Here is a 22,910-nt window from a genome sequence, read left to right as displayed (position 1 = left end):
CTCAACTGCCGCTGCGGGGGCTTCTTGCTTTTGTCATCTCCGTATGGCCTGGCGGAGCCTACCACATTTTCCAGGGGTTGCCGCTAAAACTTTTGCTCGTTCCTCGCAAAACTTTCGGCTGCAACCCCTGGAAAATGTGGTAGCCCTTCGGGCAGGCCATACGGAGATGACAAAAGCAAGAAGCCCAAGTTGGGTTGTGTCCTCTCCGGTGGACTGCCGCTTGCCAGCTTCGCCGAAGAACCCGTGCTGTCGGGTCGCGGTGGGTTGGCTGAGAGAGGACTGAGGAACGGGCGACGTTCGGGGGGCTCAGGGGGCATTCTGTGCTGCGTGAGGCCACGGGTGTTGGTTGTTGACGACGAGGTGGGCGTTCGGCGTGCGCTGGAGCGTGGGTTGGCTGCCGAGGGCATGGAGGTGGTCACTGCCGCCGACGGGCCGAACGCCTTGCGTGTGGCGTTGACCGGGGCCTTCGACGTGGTGTTGTTGGACATCATGCTGCCCGGGCTCAGCGGGTACCGGGTGCTCCAGCGGATGCGGGCCGAAGGGGTGCGGACGCCCGTGTTGATGGTGTCGGCCAAGGACGGGGAGGTCGACCAGGCCGACGGGCTCGACCTCGGGGCGGACGGGTACCTGGTCAAGCCGTTCAGCTTCGTGGTGTTGGTGGCGCAGGTTCGGGCCTTGCTGCGGCGGAACCGGGCCGATCTCGCTCGGCGGAAGTTGAAGTTGGGGGAGTTGGTGGTGGACCGGGCCGTGCGCGAGGTGTCGTGGGCGGGGGTGCCGGTCAACCTGTCGCCGCGTGAGTACGCCGTGTTGGACGTGTTGGCCAGTCGGGCCGGGTCCGTGGTGACCAAGGACGAGCTGCTCCGGACCGTGTGGGGGGACGAGCAGGCGGCGACCCGGAACGCGGTCGAGGTGTACGTGGGCTACCTGCGGCGCAAGCTGGACGCCATGGGTGCCGGGGAAGTCGTGCGGACCGTGCGCGGCCACGGGTACCTCGCCTCCACTCCCGACCTGGACGCGGCGCTGGACTCGGCCGCCGCTCGGCGCAGGTGAACCCGCGCCGCTGGTGGTTGCGGCGGACGCTGCGCTTCCGCATCACCGTCGTGGCCACCGGGGTGGCGTTGCTGGGGTTGCTCGCGCTGACGCTGCTGGCCCCGAGCCTGATCGGCATGGTCCAGATCAGCGCCGTGGACAACGAGCTGGAACGGGTCTCGGCCGTGCGCGTGCTCGACACCGCCGGCAACCCGCTGGACGGCGGACCCAAGCCCGACCTGACCCCGCAGGACATCCGGCAGCTCCGGTCGGGGGAGAAGGTGCTGCGCATCGAGGGCGACAGCGCGCACCGGTGGATCGGCCGGGTCGTGTTCGCGGCCGACGGGACGCCGCAGCTGCACGTCGCCGGGGACACCCTGGTCGGCTACCGCGAGGCCAACGAGCTGGGCACGAAGTGGCTGGCCGGCGCGGCGGTGCTGGTCGCCGGGCTGGTGGGGATCGCCACGTGGCTCGCCGTGCGGTCGTCGCTGCGGCCGGTGGAGCGGATGCGGGTGGCGGCGGGACAGCTGCCGCGCGGGCAGCGGTTGCCGGTGCCGGCCGCGCGGGACGAGTTGCAGGCGTTGGCCGAGGCGTTGAACGCCCTGCTGGCACGGCGGGACGAGGCCACCGAGCGGTTGCGCCGGTTCACCGGGGACGCCGCGCACGAGCTGCGCTCGCCGGTGACGTCGGTGCGCGCCCAGGCGGAGGTCGCGGTCGCGCACCCCGATCCGGACTTCTCCATCGAGGTGCTGGAGTCGGTGGTGGAGGAGTCGGAGCGGCTGTCCAACCTGGTCGACGCGCTGCTCCTGCTGGCCCGCGCGGACACCGGCGAGATGCCCCGCGCCGAACCGGTGGACCTGGTGCTCCAGTCGCAGTACGCGGCGGAGCGGCTCAAGCCCAAGGACCTGCTGCTGTCCATCCACGCCCCGATGAGCGCGTGCCTGATCTCCGCGGCCCGCACCGAGGTCGAGCTGGTCCTGGACAACCTGCTGCGCAACGCCGCCCGCCACGCCCGGTCGTTCATCCGGATCTCGGTGCTGCCGGCGGCGCGGGAGGTGCGGCTGCTGGTGGACGACGACGGCCACGGCATCCCGCCCGAGCACCGGGAGAAGGTGTTCGACCGGTTCTACCGGGTCGAGTCGGACCGGGGCCGGGCGACCGGCGGGTTCGGGCTGGGGTTGGCGCTGGTGGCGCACCTGGTGACCCGGCGGCGGGGGACCGTGCGGGCCACCGAATCGCCGGAGGGCGGGGCACGGCTGGAGGTCCGCTGGCCGGAGTACCGCTGATCACAGCTGTGGCGGCGGTGGTGGCAGGATCGGGGTGTGCCCGAGCTGCGTGCGACGACGCTGGTGGACGCCCCGCTGCGGACCGTGGCGGCGGCGCTGTTGGACGCGCGGCTGCTGGCGCGGTCGATCCGGGGCCTGGGTGGGCGGCTGGCCGGCGGGCCGGTGCTGCACGCGGGGTTGGAGCTGACCGGGTCGGTGGGGCCGGTGGCCGGGACGTTGTTGGTGACCCGCGCGGACACGACCGGGGTGTCGGCGGAGCTGGTGGGTGGGCCGTTGCCGCGGTTCGTGCTGCTCACGGACCTGTTGCACACCGGCGGCGGGACGATGGTCGTGGACTCCGTGGAGTGGACCAGCCCCGGTGGGCCGCTGGGGCGGTTCGCCGACGTGATCGTCGGGCGCGGGTTGGCGTTGCGGGTGTTGGAGGCGCGGGCCTCCGCGGTGGCGTCGCGCAGCCGTGAGCTGCTGTCCGCGCGGGTGGTCGTGGGGGCGGCGATCGTGCGGGACGGGTTGTTGTTGGCGCAGCAGCGGTCCTACCCGGCGGAGGCGGCCGGGAAGTGGGAGTTGCCGGGTGGCCGGGTCGAGGCCGGAGAGTCCGACGCGGACGCGGTGGTGCGGGAGTGCGCGGAGGAGCTGGGGGTGACCGTGGTGGCGGGTGACCAGGTCGGCCCGGACGTGCCGCTGCGGCAGGACCTGCTGCTGCGGATCTACCGGGCCGACCTGGTGTCGGGTGAACCGGCGGCGCACGACCACCGGGACGTGCGGTGGGTGGGTGCGGCCGAGTTGGACGCGCTGGACTGGCTGCCGGCGGACCGCGTGCTGGTGCCGGCCCTGCACGACCTGCTCGGCTGACCCCTTCAGCCCAGGCCGGACACGCGCAAGGCGGCCTCCAGGCGGTGGGTGGAGCGGGCTCGGGAGCGTTCGGCCCCGTGTGCCCGGACGCGGTCCAGTTCGGCCGGGTCGTCCAGGAGTGCCTGGGTGCGTTCGCGGACGCCGCGCAGTTCCTCCACCACCGCCTCCGCCGCCAGCTCCTTCAGCTCGGCGTACCCGCCGATCGAGTCCGCCAGCTCACGCGGGTCCTTGCCGGTGCACGCGCCCAGGATCTCCAGCAGGTTCGCCACGCCCGGCTGGGTGTCGGGGGCGTACCGGACCGCCGCCAGGTCATCGGTCACCGCCCGGCGGATCTTGCGGCGCACCAGGTCCGGCGGGTCCAGGACGAACACCGTGCCGGCCGAGTCGGGGGAGGACTTGGCCATCTTGCGCGACGGGTCGGCCAGGTCGCGCACCCGCGCCGCCGACTTCGGGACCACGCCGTGCGGCATGACGAAGACCTCGCCGTACGTGCCGTTGAACCGCCGGGCCAGCACCCGCGCCAACTCCACGTGTTGTGCCTGGTCGTCGCCCACGGGCACCTCGCGCGCGCCCTGCAACAGGATGTCCGACGCCATCAGCACGGGGTAGGTGAGCAGGCTCAACCGCACCGACGCCCGGCCCGCGGACTTCTCCTTGAACTGGATCATCCGCGCCGCCTCGCCGTACGTGCAGGTGCACTCCAGCACCCACGTCAGCGCGCCCAGCTCCCGCACCAGGTCGGACTGCACCGCCACCGACCTGGGGTCCACGCCGGCCGCGATGAGGACCGCGACCTGCTCCCTGGTCAGCGCGCGCAGCCGCGCCGGGTTGTGGGACGTGGTCATGGCGTGCATGTCGCCGATGAAGTACACGTCCTCCTCGGTGCCCTCGGCGGCCCACCGCCGGATCGCGCCCAGGTAGTTGCCCAGTTGGACGGGACCGGACGGGGTGATGCCGGACAGCCTGATCATCTCGGGGTTCCTCTCGAACGGGTGAGCCCGCGAGGGTGAGTGGCCCCGGACACGACGAAGGCCGCCCTCGACGGGCGGCCTGTGTGGTCAACGCACAGTGCTAGGGCCGCCGTGTGGCGGGCCACCAGAAGGTGTTAAGACTGCGCATAGAAGGGATCTTAGCGCGTGTGCGGCATCACGTGCGGGTTTACCTTTTACGCATGTACATCGTGGTGCTGGAGTACATCAAGCCGCTGGACGAAGTCGACTACGCACTGCCGGAGCACGTGGACTGGCTCAAGAAGCAGTACGACGCCGGGCTGTTCCTCGCCTCCGGCCGCCAGGTCCCCCGCACGGGCGGCGTGATCATCACCCGCCCGATGCCACGCGGGAAGCTCGACGCGCTGCTGGCCACGGACCCGTTCGCGGTGCAGAAGCTCGCCCGCTACCAGGTGATCGAGTTCCAGGCCACCCGGACCGCGCCGGAGCTGGCCAAGCTCAACGAAGCCGTCCTGAGCTGACGGCGGTCCACCCCGTGCCGCCCGGGCCCACCGGGCGGCGGACCCTCACGCGGCCTTTTTCGCCGCCTTCTTGGCCTTCTTCTCCGCCTTGGCGGCCTTCTTGAGCGCCTTCTTGCGCTCCTTGAGCATCACGGTGACGGGGCACCTCTTGCAGCGCGGGTCCGACCGGCAGCACTTCTTCTTCACCTTGATCTTGCCCACGCGTTGCCTCACACTCATCGGGGTGTCCCCAGAGTAGGTGAGGCTCACTTCACCCTGCGCGCGTGTGTGGTAATGGCGACCCGACCGGTAGGCTGTCCGGAGGCTGCGCGCGTATCCCATGTCATGAGCGCCTGCCCATCCTCGCTGAGACAGCTCTAGGAGTTCCGCGTGCCCACGGCCACCGCGTCGATCAAGGAAACGCTGGTCCGCAACGACCTGCGCAACGTCGCGATCGTCGCGCACGTTGACCACGGCAAGACCACCCTGGTCGACGCCATGCTCCGCCAGTCCGGGGCCTTCTCGGAACGAGCTGAACTCGTGGACCGGGTCATGGACTCGGGCGAGCTGGAGCGCGAGAAGGGCATCACCATCCTCGCCAAGAACACGGCGGTGCGGCGGCACACGCCCGACGGCGTGGTCACCATCAACGTCGTGGACACCCCCGGCCACGCCGACTTCGGCGGCGAGGTCGAGCGCGGCCTGTCCATGGTCGACGGCGTCGTGCTGCTGGTGGACGCCTCCGAGGGCCCGCTGCCGCAGACCCGGTTCGTGCTGCGCAAGACGCTGGCCGCCGGCCTGCCGGTGATCCTCGTGGTCAACAAGGTCGACCGCCCCGACGCCCGGATCTCCGAGGTCGTCGAGGAGGCCCACGACCTGCTGCTGGACCTGGCCACCGAGGTCGGCGCGGACGACTCCGTGCTGGACCTGCCGGTCGTCTACGCCTCCGCCCGCGCCGGCCGCGCGTCGCTGAACCAGCCCGAGGACGGCGGCCTGCCCGACGAGGAGAACCTCGACTCGCTGTTCGAGGTGCTGCTCAACCACATCCCGGCGCCCACCGGCGACGCCGACGCCCCGCTGCGCGCGCTGGTCACCAACCTCGACGCGTCCACGTTCCTGGGCCGCATCGCGCTGTGCCGCATCGCCGCCGGCCGCATCCGCAAGGGCGAGACGGTGTCGTGGTGCCGCGAGGACGGCTCGGTGCAGAAGGTGAAGATCACCGAGCTGCTGATCACCGAGGCGCTGGAGCGGGTCCCGGCCGAGGAGGCGCGCGCGGGTGACCTGGTCGCCATCGCGGGCATCCCGGACATCACCATCGGCGACACGCTGGCCGACGTCGACAACCCGGAGCCGCTGCCCCGGATCACCGTCGACGAGCCCGCCATCTCGATGACCATCGGCGTCAACACCTCGCCGCTGGCCGGCCGCAACGGCGGCACCAAGCTGACCGCCCGCCTGCTCAAGTCCCGCCTGGACTCCGAGCTGGTCGGCAACGTGTCGGTGCGGGTCCTGCCCACCGAGCGCCCGGACACCTGGGAGGTGCAGGGCCGCGGCGAGCTGGCACTGGCCATCCTGGTCGAGCAGATGCGCCGCGAGGGCTTCGAGCTGACCGTCGGCAAGCCGCAGGTGGTCACCAAGACGATCGACGGCAAGCTGCACGAGCCCTACGAGCGGCTGACCATCGACGCCCCCGAGGAGCACCTCGGCGCGGTCACCCAGCTGCTGGCCAACCGCAAGGGCCGGATGGAGAACATGTCCGGCCACGGCACCGGCCGGATCAAGCTGGACTACGTCGTGCCCTCGCGCGGCCTGATCGGCTTCCGCACCGAGTTCCTCACCGAGACCCGCGGCACCGGCATCGCCAACGCCGTGTCCGAGGGCTACGGCCCGTGGGCCGGCGAGATCCGGACCCGCCACAACGGCTCGCTGGTCGCCGACCGCGCCGGCTCCATCACCGCGTACGCGATGATCCAGCTGGCCGACCGCGGCACGTTCTTCGTCGAGCCGGGCGCGGACACCTACGAGGGCATGGTCGTGGGCGAGAACCCGCGCGCCGAGGACCTCGACGTGAACGTGTGCCGCGAGAAGAAGCTGACCAACATGCGGTCCTCGACGGCCGACGTGATGGAGACCCTGGCCCGGCCGCGCAAGCTCAGCCTGGAGGAGGCGCTGGAGTTCTGCGCCGCCGACGAGTGCGTCGAGGTCGCGCCGGACGTGGTCCGCGTCCGCAAGATCATCCTGGACGCCAACCTGCGCGGTCGCGAGCGCAACCGCCAGAAGCTGCGCAACGCCTGAGAAGCTGCTGGTCAGGACGCCCTCGGAGCCCGCGCTCCGGGGGCGTTCGCCGTTCGGTGCACAGCGCACACATATTAATAAGGTGTAACCGCCAGACCTCGAACGTGGTCAAACGCCACCCCAGTACCCTCGGACCCATGAGTAGGTCTGGGGGGACCCGCGTGCGCGCGGCCGTCGCCGTGGTCGCGTTGTTCGTGCTGTCCGCCTGCAGCGTCACGCCCCCGCCGCCGCTCGTCCCGTCCACCCCGGGCATGACCGTGGTCCCGAAGGAGAAGGTCAACGAGATCGTCGTCGGCGTGGACGACGTCCGCGGGGGCTACAACCCCCACACCCTCGCCGGCCAGTCGACGGTCACCACCGCGCTCGCCTCGCTCCTCCTCCCGAGCACCTTCCGCACCGCCGCCGACGGCAGCCCGGTCCTGGACCGCTCGCTGTTGTTGTCAGCCGAGGTCACGAAGGCCGAGCCGTACACGGTGACCTACACGATCCGCCGGGACGCCTCCTGGTCGGACAGCGCCCCGATCGCCGCCGAGGACTTCGTGTACCTGTGGCAGCGGATGCGCGAGGAGCCCGGTGTGGTCAACCCCGCCGGGTACCGGCTGATCTCCGACATCGCCTCCCGCGAGGGCGGCAAGGTCGTCGAGGTCGTGTTCGACCAGCCCTACCCCGGCTGGCGGAGCCTGTTCTCCGACCTGCTGCCCGCCCACCTGCTCAAGGACGCCCCCGGCGGCTGGCAGGCGGCCCTGACCGACAGCTTCCCGGCCACCGCCGGCCCGTTCGCCGTGCGCACCCTGGACCAGCCGCGCGGCGAGATCATCCTGGAGCGCAACGACCGCTACTGGGAGCAGCCGACGACCCTCGACCGGGTGGTGCTGCGCCGCGCCGGCCATCACGAGATCGTGGAGGCGCTCCAGACCGGTGACGACCAGGCCGCGCTCATCCGGGCCGACGCGATCGCCCTCAAGGACGTCGAGGACCTCGCCGCCGGCACGCCGCTGACCACCGCCGTGGTCCCCCGGCCGGAGGTCGTGGAGCTGCTGGCCCGCCCGGCCGCGCCGCAGATGGCCGACGTCCGCGTCCGGCAGGCCGTGTTCGGCCTGTTGAACCGCGACGAGCTGATCGCGCTGGGCAGCCGCAACGGCCCGAGCGCGAAGCTGCGCGCCGACGCCCAGGTGCTGCCGCCGAGCAAGCCGGGGTACCAGCCGACCGTCCAGACCGTGCCGACCCCGCCCGCGCAACTGCTGACCGAGGCCGGCTACACCAACCAGAACGGCCAGTGGGTGCGGGACGGCAAACAACTGACGCTCACCATCGCCGCACCCGCCGGGATCGAGCCGTATGTGACCATCGCGAGCCGCGTTCAGCGTCAACTGTCATTGTCCGGAATCGCCGGACGCGTCCTGACAACGCCGCCCAATCAGTTGTTCGGCCGTGATCTCTCGGGCACCGCCACTTCCAACGCGGAGGTGGTCGACATTGCCGTCGTGCCGCGCGTGGACACCGGTGATTCGTCCGCCGCACTCGCTTCCGCATTTGGCTGCCGCACCTCCTCGGCGGAGGGCGGTACACCCATTCCGGCGAATCTGTCCGGTTTCTGCGACCAGGCCGTGCAGGGCCCGATCGAGGAGGCGCTGACCGGTCGCGCGCTGCTGTCCGACACCCTCGCCAAGGTCGAGCCGCTGCTGTGGCAGCAGGCCGTTTCGATGCCGTTGTTCCAGGTAGCAGACCTGCTGGTGGTCCTGCCGGAGGCGCAGAACGTCACCCCGGGCGCCCCCTTCGCGGGGCCGCTGAGCGGTGCTCCGACATGGCGTCGCCAAGATCGTTGACCGTTAACTCTTCTCTTTGACAGAAGGACGACCTACGCTCAAGATGCGGCCGGCGGTCGATGTTGACAGTATTCCCGTCGTCCGGTTAACGAACGCTCCCGCCCGGTAACGACGGAGTAGCGTGCTGCTACCAGCGTGTCACCCTTTGGTCACGATCGGCCGGTGGGTCGTGACCCTGCTTGCGGCGGCTTCTTATCGTGCTGCAACGGTGTGTCGGTTCGGGGCGCGTTTGGCACATCACGGTTATGGGTGGAAGTCGGCTCAAACGGTCGCTCCAACCCAGTGCTAGGAGGGCACGTGTCGATGAGGAGATCAAAGGCTGTCTCGGCGCTTGCGCTGTTGACCGGCGCCGCACTCGTGCTGAGTGCGTGTGGTGGCGGCGGCACCAGCGGCGACCAGGGTGGCCAGCAGAACGCCGACCCCGGCAAGATCGGTGGTCAGGACGAGCTGTTCAAGCGACCGAAGGTGGACGACATCGGCGAGGTCGCCATCGCCGTTGAAGAGGGCATGGACGACTACCAGAACTACATTGGTGCGTCCAACAGCTTCGCGAACACGATCGCGCTGTCCAACGTGATCCCCTCGCCGTACTTCACCGACTACGTCGACGGCAAGCTCGTGATCAAGGTCGACGGCGACCTGATGGAGTCCATCAAGGTCACCTCGAACGACCCGCAGGTCATCGAGTGGAAGGTCCGCAAGGAGGCCGTCTGGCAGGATGGCGAGCCGGTCGACTGCGACGACTTCTACCTCAAGTGGCTGGCGGCGACGAGCAAGGCCACCGTCAAGGGCGAGGACGGCAAGGAAGCGTCGATCTGGGACACGACGCCGACGGGCTACGAGAACATCGAGAAGCTCGAGTGCTCGGACAACGACAAGACGATCACCACGACCTTCTTCAAGGACAAGCCGTACGCCGACTACCGGGGCATCTTCTCCTCGCCCGGTAGCGACGGCATCCTCCCGGCCCACGTGCTGGAGAAGAAGACCGGCATCGCCGACATCACCAAGATCAAGCCGGAGGACACCGGCGAGCAGGTGACCAAGGCGGCCGAGTTCTTCACCAAGGGCTGGCGGGGCTTCGACAAGGAGCTGTCGCTGTCCGCGGGTCCGTACATGATCGAGTCCACGGACCTGAAGAACCTGACCGTGCTGGTCCGCAACCCGAAGTGGTGGGGCAACCCCGGCGGTCCGTCCCGGGTCCTGCTGAAGACCAACACCGACTCGCAGTCGGCCACCCAGCAGCTGCAGAACAAGGAAGTCCAGGTCATCGCGCCGCAGGCCGACCCCGCGGTCGCCCAGCAGCTGCGTGGTGACGGCGCCTTCCAGGTCTTCGCCGCCGGTGGTCAGACCTTCGAGCACGTCGACTTCAACATGGACCGCGCGCTGTTCAAGCAGAACAAGGAACTGCGCCTGGCCATCGCCCAGTGCTTCGACAACCAGGGCCTGGTCGACAAGCTGATCAAGGACGTGGACCCGGCCGCCAAGCCGCTGGGCTCGCTGACCATGATGCCGAACGAGGTCGGTTACGAGGACCACTACGGCGACGTCGGCAAGGGTGACGTGGCCGCGGCCAAGAAGACGCTGGAAGACGCCGGCTGGAAGCAGGGCGGCGACGGCATCTACACCAAGGGCGAGTTCCGCGCCTCCTTCAAGCTGGGCCACAAGGTCGTCCAGCGCCGCTCCGACACCGTCCGCATCCTGCAGGACAAGTGCCGCCAGGCGGGCATCGAGATCGTCGACGACCAGGCCGACGACTTCAACTCCAAGCGGCTCACCGCGAGCGAGTTCGACGCGGCGCTGTTCGCGTGGGTCGGCCAGCCGCTGAAGTCCGGCGCGTACGGCAACTACGCGACCAAGGACGCCGGTGGTTCGGGTAACTACAACAACTACTCGAACAAGAAGGTCGACGAGACCTGGAAGGCCGCCAACGGCGAGCTGGACTACCAGAAGCGCATCAAGATGATGAACGACATCGACAAGCTGATGCGCGACGACCTGCACAGCGTGCCGCTGTTCCAGCTGCCCGACTTCGCCGCGGCGACCGCGGACATCGGCCCGATCGCCTACGTCGGCGTCAGCGGCGGTGTCACGTGGAACCTCTTCGCCTGGCAGAAGAAGAAGTGAGTCCCGCCGCCACGGCGGCTGAACTCCGATAACGAGTAGTCCGACCGGGGGGCCGGTGCCACAAGCGCCGGCCCCCTGGGCGGCGTCCGCGTCCGGTGGGCGGGCTCGACGAGCCGCCGTGACGGTGTTGCCTGCCCTAGGAAGACAAGAGACTTGTCATGTTCCGATACATAATCCGGCGGTTGTTGATCTCGATTCCGCTGTTGATCGCCGCATCCTTCCTCTGCTTCGGCCTGACCACCGCCATGGGCGATCCCCTCGGCGAGTGGAAGCTCCAGAAGCCGCGCACAGAGGCCGAGATCTCCCTCGCCTACGAGCGGACGGGCTACAACAAGCCGTTCCTCGAGCGTTACGTCAAGTGGGCGGGCGACTTCGTCACCGGCGACTGGGGCGAGACCGTCGTGCCGGGCAACGCGGGCAAGCCGGTCAAGGACGAGCTGTTCAAGGCCTTCACCGTCACCCTCCGTCTCATCATCGGCGCCGAGCTCATCGCCCTGTGCCTCGGTGTGGCCATCGGCGTGATCGGCGCGGTCAAGCAGTACTCGATATTCGACTACACGGCAACCGGAATAGCGTTCGCCATGTTCTCGATGCCGCTGTTCTGCGTGGCCCTCATCCTCAAGGCCGGCGGCATCCAGCTGAACAACTGGCTGGAGTCCATAGGCCTGGACCGGTGGATCATCACGGCGGGCCCGCCCGGTGACGGCTTCAAGGGCAGCTTCGGCGAGCAGATCTTCCAGTACACCGGCGCGTACACGCTGCCGACCATCTGCCTCGTCGTGATCCAGTTCGCCCTCTACAGCCGGTTCCAGCGCGCCTCCATGCTGGACACCCTCAACGCCGACTACGTGCGCACCGCGCAGGCCAAGGGTGTGTCGCAGGCTCGGGCGATCTTCAAGCACGCGTTCCGCAACGCGCTGATCCCGGTCATCACCGTGTCCTCCCTGAACTTCGGCGCCAACTTCGGCGGCGCCGTGATCACCGAGACGGTGTTCGGCTGGTCGGGCATGGGCAAGTTCCTCGTGGACGCCGTCGTGAAGCTGGAGCCCTACCAGGTGCTCGGCTTCATGATGCTCACCGCCATCTTCGTCATCGTGTTCAACCTGATCGCGGACATCCTTTACGCGTTCCTGGACCCGAGGATTCGCCTTGACTGAGATCGGTTCCCCCGTGGCGCAGGCACCTGCGCCGACCTCGGCCGAGGCGAGTCAGTTCGACACGACCGCGGCCCGCAAGCAGTGGCAGGTCATCCTGCGCCGCTTCCTGCGGCACAAGGCCGCCGTGGTCGGGCTCGGCCTGTTCGTCCTGCTCGTGCTCTTCGCCTTCCTGGGCGGCCTGGTCTGGAAGTACCCCTTCACCGACCTGGGCTTCAAGCGGTACCTGCCGCCCAGCGCCGACCACCCGTTCGGCACCGACCGCCTCGGCGGCGACATGGTCGCGCTGATCATCCGCGGCACGCAGTTCTCCATCCAGATCGCGCTGGTCGTGGCGCTGGTGTCCACCGTGATCGGCGTCGTGCTCGGCGCGCTCGCGGGCTACCTGCGCGGCTGGGTCGACAGCGTGATCAGCCGGTTCATCGACCTGCTGCTGGTGATCCCGAGCATCGTCATCGCGGCGGTGCTGGTCCGCAACAGCTTCGTGCTGTCGGTGGCCGGCGGGAGCAACAGCAACTGGCTGGTCGTGGCCCTGTACCTGGGCCTGATCGGCTGGCTGGCCATCGCCCGCGTCATCCGCGGCATGGTGCTGTCGCTGCGCGAGAAGGAGTTCATCGAGGCCGCTCGCGCGCTCGGCGCGTCGACCACGCGGATCATCTTCAAGCACATCCTGCCCAACACCGTCGACGTGATCATCGTCAACGCCACCCTGGCCATCGCGCAGGCGGTGCTGCTGGAGGCCGCGCTGTCGTTCATCGGCCTGGGCGTCCAGTCGCCGGACACGTCGCTGGGCCTGATGATCAGCCTGAACAAGAACGAGCTGACGCTGCACCCGTGGCTGTTCTTCATCCCGTTCGCGTTCATCGTCCTGATCTCGCTGTCGGTGAACTTCATGGGTGACGGCCTCCGGGACGCCTTCGACCCGCGGCAGAAGAGGGTGAAGGCATGAGTGAGTTGGACGTGATGGACGCTCCGGAATCGGCCTCCTCGGGTCGCAGCGGCGAGAAGCTGCTCAAGGTCGAGAACCTGTCGGTGGACTTCCCGACCGACGACGGCGTCGTGCACGCGGTGCGGGACGTGTCGTTCAGCCTCGGCGCCGGCGAGGTGCTGGGCGTCGTCGGCGAGTCCGGCTCCGGCAAGTCGGTGTCGTCGATGGCGATCATGGGCCTGCTGCCCAAGACCGCCCGCATCGGCGGCTCGATCAAGTTCAAGGGCAAGGAACTCGTCGGGCTGAGCTACAAGCAGATGCAGCCCGTGCGCGGCAACGGCGTCGCGATGATCTTCCAGGACCCGATGACGTCGCTGAACCCGGTCTACACCGTGGGCTGGCAGCTGGCCGAGGCGTACCTGGCGCACCACGACGTGTCGAAGAAGGCCGCCTGGGCCAAGGCCGTCGAGGCGCTGGAACTGGTCGGCATCCCGCAGCCGGACCGCCGCGCGGCGCAGTACCCGCACGAGTTCTCCGGCGGCATGCGGCAGCGCGCGATGATCGCCATGGCGATCATCAACGACCCGGACGTGATCATCGCGGACGAGCCGACCACCGCGCTGGACGTGACCGTGCAGGCGCAGATCCTGGACACGCTGCTGCGCATTCGGGACGAGACGAGCGCCGGCATCGTGATCATCACCCACGACCTCGGCGTCGTGGCGGGCATGGTCGACCGCGTCCAGGTCATGTACGGCGGCACCGTCGTCGAGCAGGGCACCGTGGACGAGGTCTTCGAGGCCCAGCGCATGCCCTACACCGTCGGCCTGCTCGGGTCCATCCCGAACCCGAACCTGCTGGGCAAGCGGCTCACGCCGATCAAGGGCGCACCGCCCTCGCTGATGAACCTGCCGCAGGGCTGCTCGTTCTCCCCGCGGTGCCCGCTCGCCATCGACGAGTGCCGCGAGACCGAGCCCCAGCTGCTGGAGACCGACCGGCTCGGCCACTTCGCGCGCTGCCACCGCTCCGCGCACCTGGCCACCATCGAGAACCCGCAGCGGCTGTTCGCGCACGAGGAGATCGGCGTGGTCGAGAACCCCGCCTCGCTCACGATGGCCAACCCGGACATCCCCGTCGCCGAGGACCTCGGTGACGTGGAGGCGCGGTTGCAGGAAGAGGAGAAGCCCACGTCATGACCACTTCGACTGACGTGAACCCGCAGGCGGGCGGCGCCGTGTCGGGTGGCCGGCCGGGCGAGACCCCGTTGCTGGAGGTCAAGGACCTGGTCAAGTCCTTCCCGGTGCGCGGCGGCGGCATCATCCCGCGCACGGTCGGGCAGGTCCAGGCCGTGTCCGGCGTGACCTTCGACCTGTACCCGGGCGAGACGCTCGGCCTGGTCGGCGAGTCCGGCTGCGGCAAGTCCACGACCGGCCGCGCGATCCTGCAGCTGCACAAGCCCACCTCGGGCTCGGTGAAGTTCGAGGGCCGCGAGCTGACCAAGCTCGGCGGCAAGGCGCTGCGCGGCATCCGCAAGGACATGCAGATCGTGTTCCAGGACCCGTACGCCTCGCTCAACCCGCGCTGGCAGATCAACGAGCTGATCTCCGAGCCGTTCAAGATCCACGGCATCGAGGGCGGCGGCAGCATCCAGCACCGGGTCAACGAGCTGATGGAGCTCGTCGGCCTCAACCCGGAGCACCGCAACCGGTACGCCCACGAGTTCTCCGGCGGCCAGCGGCAGCGCATCGGCATCGCCCGCGCGCTGGCGCTCAACCCGAAGCTCATCGTGCTCGACGAGCCGGTGTCGGCGCTGGACGTGTCCGTCCAGGCCGGCGTGGTGAACCTGCTGGAGGAGCTCCAGGAGCGGCTGGGCCTGGCGTACCTGTTCGTGGCGCACGACCTGTCGGTCGTCCGGCACATCTCCGACCGGGTCGCCGTGATGTACCTCGGCAAGATCATCGAGCTCGGTGAGCGCGAGGAGATCTACGCCCGGCCGATGCACCCGTACACGCAGGCCCTGCTGTCCGCGGTGCCCGTGCCGGACCCGAAGCTGGAGCGGCAGCGCCAGCGGATCGTGCTCACCGGCGACGTGCCGTCCCCGGTGAACCCGCCCTCGGGCTGCCGGTTCCGCACGCGGTGCTGGAAGGCGCAGGACATCTGCGCCACCGAGGAACCCAAGCTGGAACTGCGCGGCGGCCCGGACGGCACCCTCTCGGCGTGCCACTTCGCCGAGGTCAAGCAGGTCGTCTCGGCCTGACCGCCGTTGTCGGGGCCGCCGGTTTCCGGCGGCCCCGACGCTGTCTCTACGCTGATCCGGTGACGCTGACTGCTCCACCACGGTTGCTGCTGGTACACGCACACCCTGACGACGAGAGCCTGTGGACGGGCGGCACCATCGCCCGGTACGCGGCGAGCGGCGTGCACGTCACCGTGGTCACCTGCACCCTCGGCGAGGAGGGCGAGATCATCCCGCCCGCACTGCGGGAACTGGCCGCCGACGCGGCCGACCAGCTCGGCGGCTACCGGGTGGCCGAACTCAGATCCGCGTGCGCCGCACTCGGCGTGACCGACCACCGGTTCCTGGGCGGCATCGGCCGCTGGCGCGACTCGGGCATGGCGGGCGTCGCCGCCAACGACCACCCCCGTGCGTTCATCCGGGGTTCGGTCGACGAGCAGGCCGAGGAACTGGCCGCGATCATCGCGTCGGTGAAACCGCAGGTCGTCGTGACGTACGACGAGAACGGCGGCTACGGCCACCCCGACCACATCCGGGCCCACGACATCACGGTGGCGGCGGCGGGTGCCGTCGACGACGTCGAGCGCGTGTTCTACGCCGTGACCTCCCGGGACGCCACGGCGGCCGGGGTGGCGGCCCTCGCCGACCTGCCCGACCTGCCGTGGCGACTGCCTCTCGACGGAGAGCTGCCCGTGGTCGAGGACTCGGCGATCACGACGGTCGTCGACGTGTCGGACCACCTGGTGGCGAAGATGCGGGCGTTGCGCGCACACTCCACGCAGGTCAGCGTGTTGCCGGACGGGTCGGCGTACGCGTTGTCCAACGGGATCGCGCAGCCGGTGGTGCAGGCCGAGTACTACGTGCTGGCGCGGGGTTCGGCGGAGGGTGCGGAAGAGGACCTGTTCGGCGGGCTGGACTGAGCCGGCGGTCGGGTTTGGCGCGGTCAGGCCGAGCGGGCCGGTGGTGCGCCGTGAGCAGGTGGCGCGGCGTGAGGGAGCGGTCGGTGTGAGGGAGCTGACGGGTTGAGGGAGCGGTTGGCGTGAGGTCGCGGTTGGCGGTCGGGGCGCTCGTCGTCCAGGCGTTCGTGCTGGCGGTGCTGGAGCTGTTCTTCCTGCCGTTGCGCTTGGACGGCACCCTGCTGCCCCGGATCGCCGACTACCCGTTCCCGGTGGCGGTCATCGTCGCGATCATCACCACCCCGCTGCTGGTCCTCGGCGCCGCCACCTACGCGAGCCGCCCGCTGACCGCCGCCGCGCCGTTGTTGGTGTGGCTGGGGACGCTGCTGGTGCTCGGGTTGTTCGGGCCGGGCGGGGACGCCATGCTGCTCAACGACTGGCGGACGTTGCTGCTGTTCGCCGGGGGGATGCTGCCGAGCGCGGTCGCGGTGGGGGCGTTCATGGGCAGGCAGGCCCGCTCTGGTGATGCGGGAAGTGCGGCCGGTGCCGGCCATCAGTGACCGGGACGTCGTGCGGGCGTTGCGCCCGTTCGTGCGTGCCACCGGTCCGCTCCTCGACACGCTCCGAACCGCCGACTTCGTGCGGCTGCGCGACCGTTCGGCGGAGGCCGGAGCGGACCGGCGGACCGTCGACCGGCTGTGGGACCGGCTGGCGCAGGTGAAGGTGCCGGGGACGGCGGCGTGGTCGGCCATGGACGTCGAGGCCCGGGACTCGTGGTGGCTGAACCGGGTGGGGCGGCTGGTGTCCCTGCTGGCCGCGTTGCCCGGGGTCGGCGGGGCGTTGGCGGACCGGCTGCCGATCCAGGCGGCGTTGGGCGCGGCGGGGCAGGGGCTGGTGCTGTGCGCTCTGGCGGGCGAGCACGGGTTCGGGTCGGTCGAGGACCGGGTGCGGTTGTTGGCGTTCGTGCTGTTCCAGCGGACCGTGGACGGGCGGGCCGTGGACGCTCGGACCGAGGAGGACCGCGAGACGGCTGACCTGACGGCAGAGTTGGCTGGGGGATCTGCGGCCGAGCGGACGTCGGGGTCGGGGTCGCAGGTCGGGCGGACGTCGGGGCCGGGGTCGGAGGTCGGGCGGACTTCGACGTTGCGGTCGATCGGGCGGACGGTGTGGAAGCTCGCCAAGGTGATGTGGGCGCTGGAGGGGGAGCTGGACAAGCGCCCTCAAGGGCGGTTCTACCACCAGGCGCTGGGGATGGTGCCCGTGGTCGGGGTGGTCGGCGACTACTTCGGCGAGCGCTCGGCGATGAAACGGGTCCGGCGGGCGGCCTACGAGTGGTTCGCAGCCCAACCACCGCCACCGCCGTAACCACCGCAACCGCCGCCGCCGCAACCGCCGCCGCCGCCGCAACCGCCGCCGCCGCCGCTGCCGCCGCCGCTGCCGCCGCTGCCGCCGCTGCTGCTGCCGCCGCCGCTGCTGCTGCCGCCGCCGCTGCTGCTGCCGCCGCCGCTGCCGCCGCCGCTGCTGCCGCCGCCGCTGCTGCTGCTGCCGCTGCCGCCGCCGCTGCTGCCGCCGCCGCTGCTGCTGCTGCCGCCGCCGCCGCTGCCGCCGCCGCTGCCGCCGCCGCCGCTGCCGCCGCTGCCGCCGCTGCCGCCGCTGCTGCCGCTGCAACCGCCGTCGCAGCCGCCGCTGCCGCTGCAACCGCCGTCGCAGCCGCCGCTGCCGCTGCAACCGCCGCCGCTGCTGCCGCAACCGCCGTAGCCACCGCAGCTCGGTTCCGGTGTCGATCGCGACCCGCCCTGACGCTCGGCTCGACCGAGGTGCACGAGTCAGGCCGGTTCGGTCGCCCTGGGTGGGATCCAGTACTGGTACCGGTGGTGTTCAGTGCACCCCAGCGAGGCGTACAGGCGTAGAGCGGGCTCGTTGTGCTCCGCCACCTGGAGTGCACAACGGGTGGCACCCCGCTCCAAGCCCCACGCCGCCAGCGCACCCATCAGGGCCCGCGCCAGACCCGACCGCCGTGCCGGCGCCGCCACCGCCAGCCGTGCGATGTGCAGCAGGTCGCCGACCACCGCCCCGCGCACCGCCGCTACCACCTCCCCTCCCCGTCGCACCTCGCCGAACCCGACCACATCCCCGCTACCCAGTACATGCCGCTGAGCGGCAGTCGGGTTGTCCTGGGCCGTCAAGTTCCACCATTCGGGAGAAGGCGAGGCCTGGACGGCCACTCCTTCGGACTTCGGACAGGCGAACTCGCTCAGCACGCCCGTCAGCACGTACGACGATGCGCCACCCGGGTGATCATGGTCGACCCGCCACCCCGCCGCCTCCACGCCCGCCTCCGAACCCGATCCGACCACCACGTGCGCGGCCGGCTTGATCCCGTGCGCCGCCGCGAAGGTGATCACCCGGTCCAGCGCCTCCGCCACCGGCACGCCCGGATCTCCGGTGGTCAGGGCGCTGTTCGCCCTCCCGGTGAAGCCGTCCGCCGCGCGCAGTCGCCACTGGCCGAGGGGCTCGTCGACCAGGGCGGGCCAGGCGTCCGCGCAGCGTTGCTCCAACTCGGTGACCGAATCCATGCACGCATCGTCCCTTCTGCTGGTAAACGGTGTTCTGTGAGCTGAAGCACGGTGCCGATAAGGCAAGCCTGACCGTTGGACAATCGGATCCGCCGCGTACTCTCCGGCTTGCGCGGTGTGGACCAGAACGAGAGCAGGAGAGCGCAGTGACCTATGTGATCGCCCAGCCGTGCGTGGACGTGCTCGACAAGGCGTGCATCGAAGAGTGCCCCGTCGACTGCATCTACGAAGGCGACCGGATGCTCTACATCCACCCGGATGAGTGCGTCGACTGTGGTGCTTGCGAGCCGGTGTGCCCGGTTGAGGCCATCTACTACGAGGACGACGTCCCGGACGAGTGGAAGGAGTACACCAAGGCGAACGTGGACTTCTTCGACGAGCTGGGCTCCCCGGGTGGCGCTTCGAAGGTGGGCAAGGTCAGCGCCGACCCCGCTTTCGTGAAGGCTCTCCCGCCGCAGGCGTCGCACGAGTGACCAAGCGGCTCCCGGACTTCCCCTGGGACTCCCTGGCCGACCACGCCGCCAAGGCGCGCACGCACCCCGGCGGCGTGGTCGACCTGTCCATCGGGACCCCCGTGGACGAGGTTCCGGACCTGATCCGACGGGCCCTGGCGAGCGTCGCCGACCAGCCCGGCTACCCGACCACGCACGGCACGCCGGAGCTGCGCGAGTCGGTCGTCGGCGCGCTCGCGCGTCGGCACGGTGTGACCGGGCTGGACCCGAAGGACGTGCTGCCCACCATCGGCTCCAAGGAGCTGGTGGCGTGGCTGCCGACGCTGCTCGGGCTCGGCCCGGGTGACGTGGTGGCGATCCCGGCCTTGGCGTACCCGACCTACGAGGTGGGCGCGAAGCTCGCGGGCGCGACCCCGGTCCGCCTGGCGGACGGCGAACCGCCGCCGGAGGGCACCCGCCTGGTCTGGCTGAACTCGCCGTCCAACCCGACCGGCCGCGTGCAGGACGCCGCCGCGCTGGCCCGGGCCGTGCGGGACGCCCGGGACGTGGGCGCGGTGGTCGCGTCGGACGAGTGCTACCTGGCGCTGCCGTGGGACGCGGAGCCGGTGTCCGTGCTGCGGCCCGAGGTCAACGGCGGCTCCCTGGACGGGCTGCTGGCGGTGCACTCGCTGTCCAAGTCGTCCAGCCTCGCGGGCTACCGGGCCGGGTTCGTCACCGGCGACCCGGGGCTGGTGGCGGCGCTGCTGGAGGTCCGCAAGCACGCGGGGATGATCGTGCCCCGGCCCGTGCAGGCGGCGATGACGGCGGCGCTGGACGACGACGAGCACGTGGCCGTGCAGCGCGAGCGCTACCGCGCCCGGCGCGAGGTGCTGCTGCCGGCGTTGAAGTCGGCGGGCTTCGCCGTCGACCACTCGGAGGCGGGCCTGTACCTGTGGTCGACCCGTGACGAGAAGGCGTGGGACACCGTGGCGTGGCTCGCCGAGCGGGGCATCCTAGCCGCGCCCGGCACGTTCTACGGGCCTACCGGCGACCGGCACGTGCGCATCGCCCTGACCGCGACCGACGAGCGCGTGGCGACCGCGGCGGAACGCCTGACAACCTGAGATTACTGTTGGGTATGCCGATCTACTCGTTTGAAGGCAAGACGCCCGTCGTGCACCCGAGCGCGTGGATCGCGCCGACCGCCACCCTCATCGGGGACGTGACCGTCGAGGCGAACGCGTCCGTCTGGTACGGCGTCGTCATCCGCGCCGACTTCGGGCCCGTGGTCATCCGCGAAGGCGCGAACGTGCAGGACAACACGGTCATCCACGTCCAGCAGGGCGTCGAGATCGGGGCCGGCGCCACGATCGGGCACCTGTGCGTGGTGCACGACTGCACGGTGGGCGCGGGGGCGTTGATCGGCAACGGGGCCACCGTGCAGGACGGCGCGGTCATCGGGGAGCGGGCGCTGATCGCCGCCGGTGCGATGGTGGGGCCCGGCAGCGTGGTGCCGCCCGAGGTGGTGGCGATGGGCGTGCCGGCCAAGCGGCAGGTGCCGTTGGAGGGTGCGCCGAAGATGTGGGTGGACCACAACGCCGCCATCTACCAGGCGTTGGCGCAACGGCACGCGGCCGGCATCGAAGAAGCCTGAGAGTGGGGGGCGCCGGAACGGGCGCCCCCCCGGCAAGCTCAGTCGTTCGAGTGGAGCGCCGCGTTCAGCTCGACGCCCGTGCCCTTGCGCGGCAGGACCTTCACCACGCCGGTCGTCGAGTCGCGGATGAACAGCAGGTTCGACTTGCCGGACAGGGCCGCGCCCTTCACGACCGTGCCGTCCGGGCCGGTGACCTTGGTGCCCGCCGTGACGTAGAGGCCCGCCTCGACCACGCAGTCGTCGCCCAGCGAGATGCCGACGCCGCCGTTCGCGCCGATCAGGCACCGCTCGCCGATGGAGACGACCTCCTTGCCGCCACCGGACAGCGTGCCCATGACCGACGCGCCGCCGCCGACGTCCGAGCCGTCACCGACGACCACGCCGGCCGAGATCCGGCCCTCGACCATCGACGCGCCCAGCGTGCCCGCGTTGAAGTTCACGAACCCCTCGTGCATGACCGTGGTGCCGGCCGCGAGGTGCGCTCCGAGACGGACGCGGTCGGCGTCGGCGATCCGCACCCCGGTCGGCACGACGTAGTCGACCATGCGCGGGAACTTGTCGATGCCGTACACCGTGACCGGGCCGCGCGTGCGCAGCCGCAGCCGGGTCTCCTCGAAGCCCTCGACCGCGCACGGGCCGTGGTTGGTCCACACGACGTTGTTGAGCAGGCCGAACACACCGTCGAGGTTCGCCCCGTGCGGCTGGACCAGGCGGGAGGACAGCAGGTGCAGGCGCAGGTACACGTCGTAGGTGTCCGCGGGCGCGTCGGCCAGCGAGCCGATCCCCACCCGGACCCCGACGACCTCCACGTCCCGCTCGGCGTCCACGCCCAGCTGCTTCGCGGCGGCCTCACCCAGCGCTTCGGCGACCTCGGCGGCCGACAGCCGGGTGGTGCCGTGGACGTCCGGCGCGCCCAACGACGGCGACGGGAACCACGTGTCCAGCACGGCGCCGGAAGGGGTGACGGTGGCGAGTCCGACGCCGAACGCGCCGGTCGGGTTCTCGGTGCTCACGGCCGTCAACGGTAATCGGTCGGGCCGACACCACCCGAAGAGGGCACCGCGCAGGCGGTAACGTGCCGGGCGTGGCCGACACCTTGAACCTCCCCGACACCCTGGACCTCGCCGCCGATCCCGTCGAGCTGACCGCCGCGCTGGTGGACGTGCCCAGTGTGTCGGGCAACGAGGCCGAGCTGGCCGACCTGGTCGAACGGTCCCTGCGCGCGCAGACCGACCTGGAAGTCACCCGGTTGGGCAACTGCGTGCTGGCCCGCACGAACCTCGGCCGCGCCAAGCGGGTCGTCCTGGCGGGCCACCTGGACACCGTCCCGGTCAACGACAACCTGCCCTCCCGCCTCGACGGCGACCTGCTGCACGGCCTGGGCACGTGCGACATGAAGGGCGGGGACGCGGTCATGCTCAACCTCGCCGCGACCGTCACCGACCCGGTCCACGACCTGACCTTCGTGTTCTACGACTGCGAAGAGGTCGAGGCGGTCCGCAACGGCCTCAACTTCGTGGAACGGGACCTGCCGGACTGGCTCAAGGCCGACCTCGCCATCGTGTGCGAGCCGTCGAACGCGATCATCGAGGCCGGTTGCCAGGGCACCATGCGGATCGAGGTGCGCACCAAGGGCGTCCGGGCGCACACCGCGCGCGGCTGGATGGGCGTCAACGCGATCCACGCGATCGGCGAGGCCCTGCGCCGCCTGGAGAACTACGAGCCGCGCAAGGTCGACATCGACGGCTGCGTGTACCGCGAGGGACTGCAGGCCGTGAAGGTCGAGGGCGGGGTGGCGGGCAACGTCGTGCCGGACGCGGCCGTGCTCACCGTCAACCACCGGTTCGCCCCGGACCGCTCGCCCGAGCAGGCCGAACAGCACCTGCGGGAGGTGTTCGAGGGCTACGAGGTCGTGGTCACCGACATGTCCCCCGGCGCCCTGCCCGGCCTGCACACGGAGGCCGCCCAGGAGCTGGTCCAGGCCGCCGGCGGGACCCCCGTGGCCAAGCTCGGCTGGACCGACGTGGCCCGGTTCGCCGCGCTCGGCATCCCGGCCGTGAACTTCGGTCCCGGTGACCCGCTGCTCGCGCACACCCAGCAGGAACACGTGCCGGTGAACGACGTCCGGCGGTGCCGCGAAGTGTTGTGGCGGTTCCTCAGCCGGGGGTGAGAC

Annotated in this window: 23 protein-coding genes; 18 read left to right on the top strand and 5 right to left on the bottom strand. The window is 70.5% G+C overall.

The window, feature by feature from the left end; genetic code table 11:
* Positions 1-327 precede the first annotated feature (327 nt).
* Genes DFJ66_RS19430 through DFJ66_RS44340 form a run of 3 tightly spaced genes read left to right on the top strand, consistent with a single transcriptional unit; the run spans position 328 to position 3,164 of the window.
* A complete protein-coding gene (locus tag DFJ66_RS19430) occupies positions 328-1,050 on the top strand; it encodes a response regulator transcription factor (RefSeq protein WP_121223029.1) in 723 nt (240 codons plus the stop codon).
* Positions 1,047-2,315 (top strand): sensor histidine kinase, encoded by a 1,269-nt coding sequence (locus tag DFJ66_RS19425; RefSeq protein ID WP_121223027.1) that lies wholly within the window; start codon positions 1,047-1,049, stop codon positions 2,313-2,315. The genes DFJ66_RS19430 and DFJ66_RS19425 overlap by 4 nt, the downstream gene beginning before the upstream one ends.
* Before the next feature lie 36 nt (positions 2,316-2,351).
* Positions 2,352-3,164, top strand: a complete 813-nt coding sequence (locus DFJ66_RS44340) for an NUDIX domain-containing protein (RefSeq protein ID WP_246029824.1) — start codon at positions 2,352-2,354, stop codon at positions 3,162-3,164.
* A gap of 5 nt (positions 3,165-3,169) precedes the next feature.
* Here the strand turns inward: DFJ66_RS44340 and trpS are convergent, their stop codons facing one another.
* Positions 3,170-4,135 (bottom strand): tryptophan--tRNA ligase, encoded by a 966-nt coding sequence (gene trpS, locus DFJ66_RS19415; RefSeq protein ID WP_121223025.1) that lies wholly within the window; start codon positions 4,133-4,135, stop codon positions 3,170-3,172.
* A 200-nt stretch (positions 4,136-4,335) separates the two neighbouring features.
* On the opposite strand from trpS, the gene DFJ66_RS19410 reads away from it, so the two are divergent.
* Complete coding sequence (locus DFJ66_RS19410) at positions 4,336-4,635, top strand: YciI family protein (RefSeq protein WP_121223023.1); 300 nt, start codon at positions 4,336-4,338, stop codon at positions 4,633-4,635.
* A 45-nt stretch (positions 4,636-4,680) separates the two neighbouring features.
* Here DFJ66_RS19410 and DFJ66_RS42860 read toward each other — a convergent pair whose 3' ends face one another.
* Positions 4,681-4,854, bottom strand: coding sequence for a hypothetical protein (locus DFJ66_RS42860; protein ID WP_170199541.1), 174 nt, complete (start codon positions 4,852-4,854; stop codon positions 4,681-4,683).
* 150 nt (positions 4,855-5,004) lie between these two features.
* Here DFJ66_RS42860 and typA point away from each other — a divergent pair, with 150 nt between their 5' ends.
* The 10 genes from typA (at position 5,005) to DFJ66_RS19360 (ending at position 17,441) form a co-directional block, all read left to right on the top strand.
* On the top strand, positions 5,005-6,909 hold the full coding sequence (gene typA, locus DFJ66_RS19405; protein ID WP_121223021.1) for a translational GTPase TypA: 1,905 nt from the start codon (positions 5,005-5,007) through the stop codon (positions 6,907-6,909).
* Between the two features lie 137 nt (positions 6,910-7,046).
* The gene (locus DFJ66_RS19400) at positions 7,047-8,735 is read left to right on the top strand and encodes an ABC transporter family substrate-binding protein (RefSeq protein ID WP_121223019.1); all 1,689 of its coding nucleotides are present in this window, start codon (positions 7,047-7,049) and stop codon (positions 8,733-8,735) included.
* A gap of 303 nt (positions 8,736-9,038) precedes the next feature.
* Positions 9,039-10,862, top strand: a complete 1,824-nt coding sequence (locus DFJ66_RS19395) for an ABC transporter family substrate-binding protein (protein ID WP_121231410.1) — start codon at positions 9,039-9,041, stop codon at positions 10,860-10,862.
* Positions 10,863-11,020: 158 nt separating this feature from the next.
* Positions 11,021-12,019, top strand: a complete 999-nt coding sequence (locus tag DFJ66_RS19390; RefSeq protein WP_121223017.1) for an ABC transporter permease — start codon at positions 11,021-11,023, stop codon at positions 12,017-12,019.
* The gene (locus DFJ66_RS19385; protein WP_121223015.1) at positions 12,012-12,965 is read left to right on the top strand and encodes an ABC transporter permease; all 954 of its coding nucleotides are present in this window, start codon (positions 12,012-12,014) and stop codon (positions 12,963-12,965) included. The genes DFJ66_RS19390 and DFJ66_RS19385 overlap by 8 nt, the downstream gene beginning before the upstream one ends.
* Complete coding sequence (locus tag DFJ66_RS19380; protein ID WP_121223013.1) at positions 12,962-14,140, top strand: ABC transporter ATP-binding protein; 1,179 nt, start codon at positions 12,962-12,964, stop codon at positions 14,138-14,140. The genes DFJ66_RS19385 and DFJ66_RS19380 overlap by 4 nt, the downstream gene beginning before the upstream one ends.
* Positions 14,137-15,201: an ABC transporter ATP-binding protein gene (locus tag DFJ66_RS19375; RefSeq protein WP_121223012.1), complete on the top strand. Its 1,065-nt coding sequence runs from the start codon at positions 14,137-14,139 to the stop codon at positions 15,199-15,201. Before DFJ66_RS19380 ends, DFJ66_RS19375 begins: the two co-directional genes overlap by 4 nt.
* A gap of 59 nt (positions 15,202-15,260) precedes the next feature.
* On the top strand, positions 15,261-16,100 hold the full coding sequence (gene mshB, locus DFJ66_RS19370; protein WP_121223010.1) for an N-acetyl-1-D-myo-inositol-2-amino-2-deoxy-alpha-D-glucopyranoside deacetylase: 840 nt from the start codon (positions 15,261-15,263) through the stop codon (positions 16,098-16,100).
* 119 nt (positions 16,101-16,219) lie between these two features.
* Entirely contained in the window at positions 16,220-16,636 is a 417-nt protein-coding gene (locus DFJ66_RS19365; protein ID WP_121223008.1) for a hypothetical protein, read from the top strand.
* On the top strand, positions 16,620-17,441 hold the full coding sequence (locus tag DFJ66_RS19360; protein WP_246029823.1) for a hypothetical protein: 822 nt from the start codon (positions 16,620-16,622) through the stop codon (positions 17,439-17,441). The genes DFJ66_RS19365 and DFJ66_RS19360 overlap by 17 nt, the downstream gene beginning before the upstream one ends.
* On the opposite strand, the gene DFJ66_RS19355 is transcribed toward DFJ66_RS19360, so the two are convergent.
* Positions 17,402-17,899 carry a hypothetical protein gene (locus DFJ66_RS19355; RefSeq protein ID WP_211351232.1) on the bottom strand — a complete coding sequence of 166 codons (498 nt, stop codon included), beginning with the start codon at positions 17,897-17,899 and terminating at the stop codon, positions 17,402-17,404. The genes DFJ66_RS19360 and DFJ66_RS19355 overlap by 40 nt on opposite strands.
* Before the next feature lie 3 nt (positions 17,900-17,902).
* Positions 17,903-18,652, bottom strand: a complete 750-nt coding sequence (locus DFJ66_RS19350) for a GNAT family N-acetyltransferase (RefSeq protein WP_121223005.1) — start codon at positions 18,650-18,652, stop codon at positions 17,903-17,905.
* Positions 18,653-18,798: 146 nt separating this feature from the next.
* Here DFJ66_RS19350 and fdxA point away from each other — a divergent pair, with 146 nt between their 5' ends.
* From fdxA to DFJ66_RS45045, 3 genes are read left to right on the top strand one after another with little or no spacing between them, the layout of a single operon-like run.
* Positions 18,799-19,125 carry a ferredoxin gene (gene fdxA, locus DFJ66_RS19345; protein ID WP_033430540.1) on the top strand — a complete coding sequence of 109 codons (327 nt, stop codon included), beginning with the start codon at positions 18,799-18,801 and terminating at the stop codon, positions 19,123-19,125.
* Positions 19,122-20,207: a succinyldiaminopimelate transaminase gene (gene dapC / locus DFJ66_RS19340; protein ID WP_121223003.1), complete on the top strand. Its 1,086-nt coding sequence runs from the start codon at positions 19,122-19,124 to the stop codon at positions 20,205-20,207. Before fdxA ends, dapC begins: the two co-directional genes overlap by 4 nt.
* A gap of 14 nt (positions 20,208-20,221) precedes the next feature.
* Positions 20,222-20,737, top strand: a complete 516-nt coding sequence (locus DFJ66_RS45045; protein ID WP_121223001.1) for a gamma carbonic anhydrase family protein — start codon at positions 20,222-20,224, stop codon at positions 20,735-20,737.
* Between the two features lie 38 nt (positions 20,738-20,775).
* Here DFJ66_RS45045 and dapD read toward each other — a convergent pair whose 3' ends face one another.
* Positions 20,776-21,750 carry a 2,3,4,5-tetrahydropyridine-2,6-dicarboxylate N-succinyltransferase gene (dapD, locus tag DFJ66_RS19330; RefSeq protein WP_121222999.1) on the bottom strand — a complete coding sequence of 325 codons (975 nt, stop codon included), beginning with the start codon at positions 21,748-21,750 and terminating at the stop codon, positions 20,776-20,778.
* A 62-nt stretch (positions 21,751-21,812) separates the two neighbouring features.
* On the opposite strand from dapD, the gene dapE reads away from it, so the two are divergent.
* Complete coding sequence (gene dapE, locus DFJ66_RS19325; RefSeq protein ID WP_397556339.1) at positions 21,813-22,907, top strand: succinyl-diaminopimelate desuccinylase; 1,095 nt, start codon at positions 21,813-21,815, stop codon at positions 22,905-22,907.
* Positions 22,908-22,910 lie beyond the last annotated feature (3 nt).

The sequence above is a fragment of the Saccharothrix variisporea genome (assembly GCF_003634995.1).
Lineage (GTDB): Bacteria > Actinomycetota > Actinomycetes > Mycobacteriales > Pseudonocardiaceae > Actinosynnema > Actinosynnema variisporeum.
Note: the sequence above shows the minus strand (reverse complement) of the source record. Positions and strands in the feature narration are given on the sequence as shown.

What these genes read in the sequence shown, in the direction of transcription:
- DFJ66_RS19390 (WP_121223017.1), top strand. Translation starts at nt 11,021, where the DNA reads ATGTTCCGATACATAATCCGGCGGTTGTTGATCTCGATTCCGCTGTTG.
- DFJ66_RS19395 (WP_121231410.1), top strand. Translation starts at nt 9,039, where the DNA reads ATGAGGAGATCAAAGGCTGTCTCGGCGCTTGCGCTGTTGACCGGCGCC.
- trpS (WP_121223025.1), bottom strand. Translation starts at nt 4,135, where the DNA reads ATGATCAGGCTGTCCGGCATCACCCCGTCCGGTCCCGTCCAACTGGGC.
- DFJ66_RS45045 (WP_121223001.1), top strand. Translation starts at nt 20,222, where the DNA reads ATGCCGATCTACTCGTTTGAAGGCAAGACGCCCGTCGTGCACCCGAGC.
- DFJ66_RS19375 (WP_121223012.1), top strand. Translation starts at nt 14,137, where the DNA reads ATGACCACTTCGACTGACGTGAACCCGCAGGCGGGCGGCGCCGTGTCG.
- DFJ66_RS19380 (WP_121223013.1), top strand. Translation starts at nt 12,962, where the DNA reads ATGAGTGAGTTGGACGTGATGGACGCTCCGGAATCGGCCTCCTCGGGT.
- DFJ66_RS42860 (WP_170199541.1), bottom strand. Translation starts at nt 4,854, where the DNA reads ATGAGTGTGAGGCAACGCGTGGGCAAGATCAAGGTGAAGAAGAAGTGC.
- DFJ66_RS19350 (WP_121223005.1), bottom strand. Translation starts at nt 18,652, where the DNA reads ATGGATTCGGTCACCGAGTTGGAGCAACGCTGCGCGGACGCCTGGCCC.
- DFJ66_RS19410 (WP_121223023.1), top strand. Translation starts at nt 4,336, where the DNA reads ATGTACATCGTGGTGCTGGAGTACATCAAGCCGCTGGACGAAGTCGAC.
- DFJ66_RS19400 (WP_121223019.1), top strand. Translation starts at nt 7,047, where the DNA reads ATGAGTAGGTCTGGGGGGACCCGCGTGCGCGCGGCCGTCGCCGTGGTC.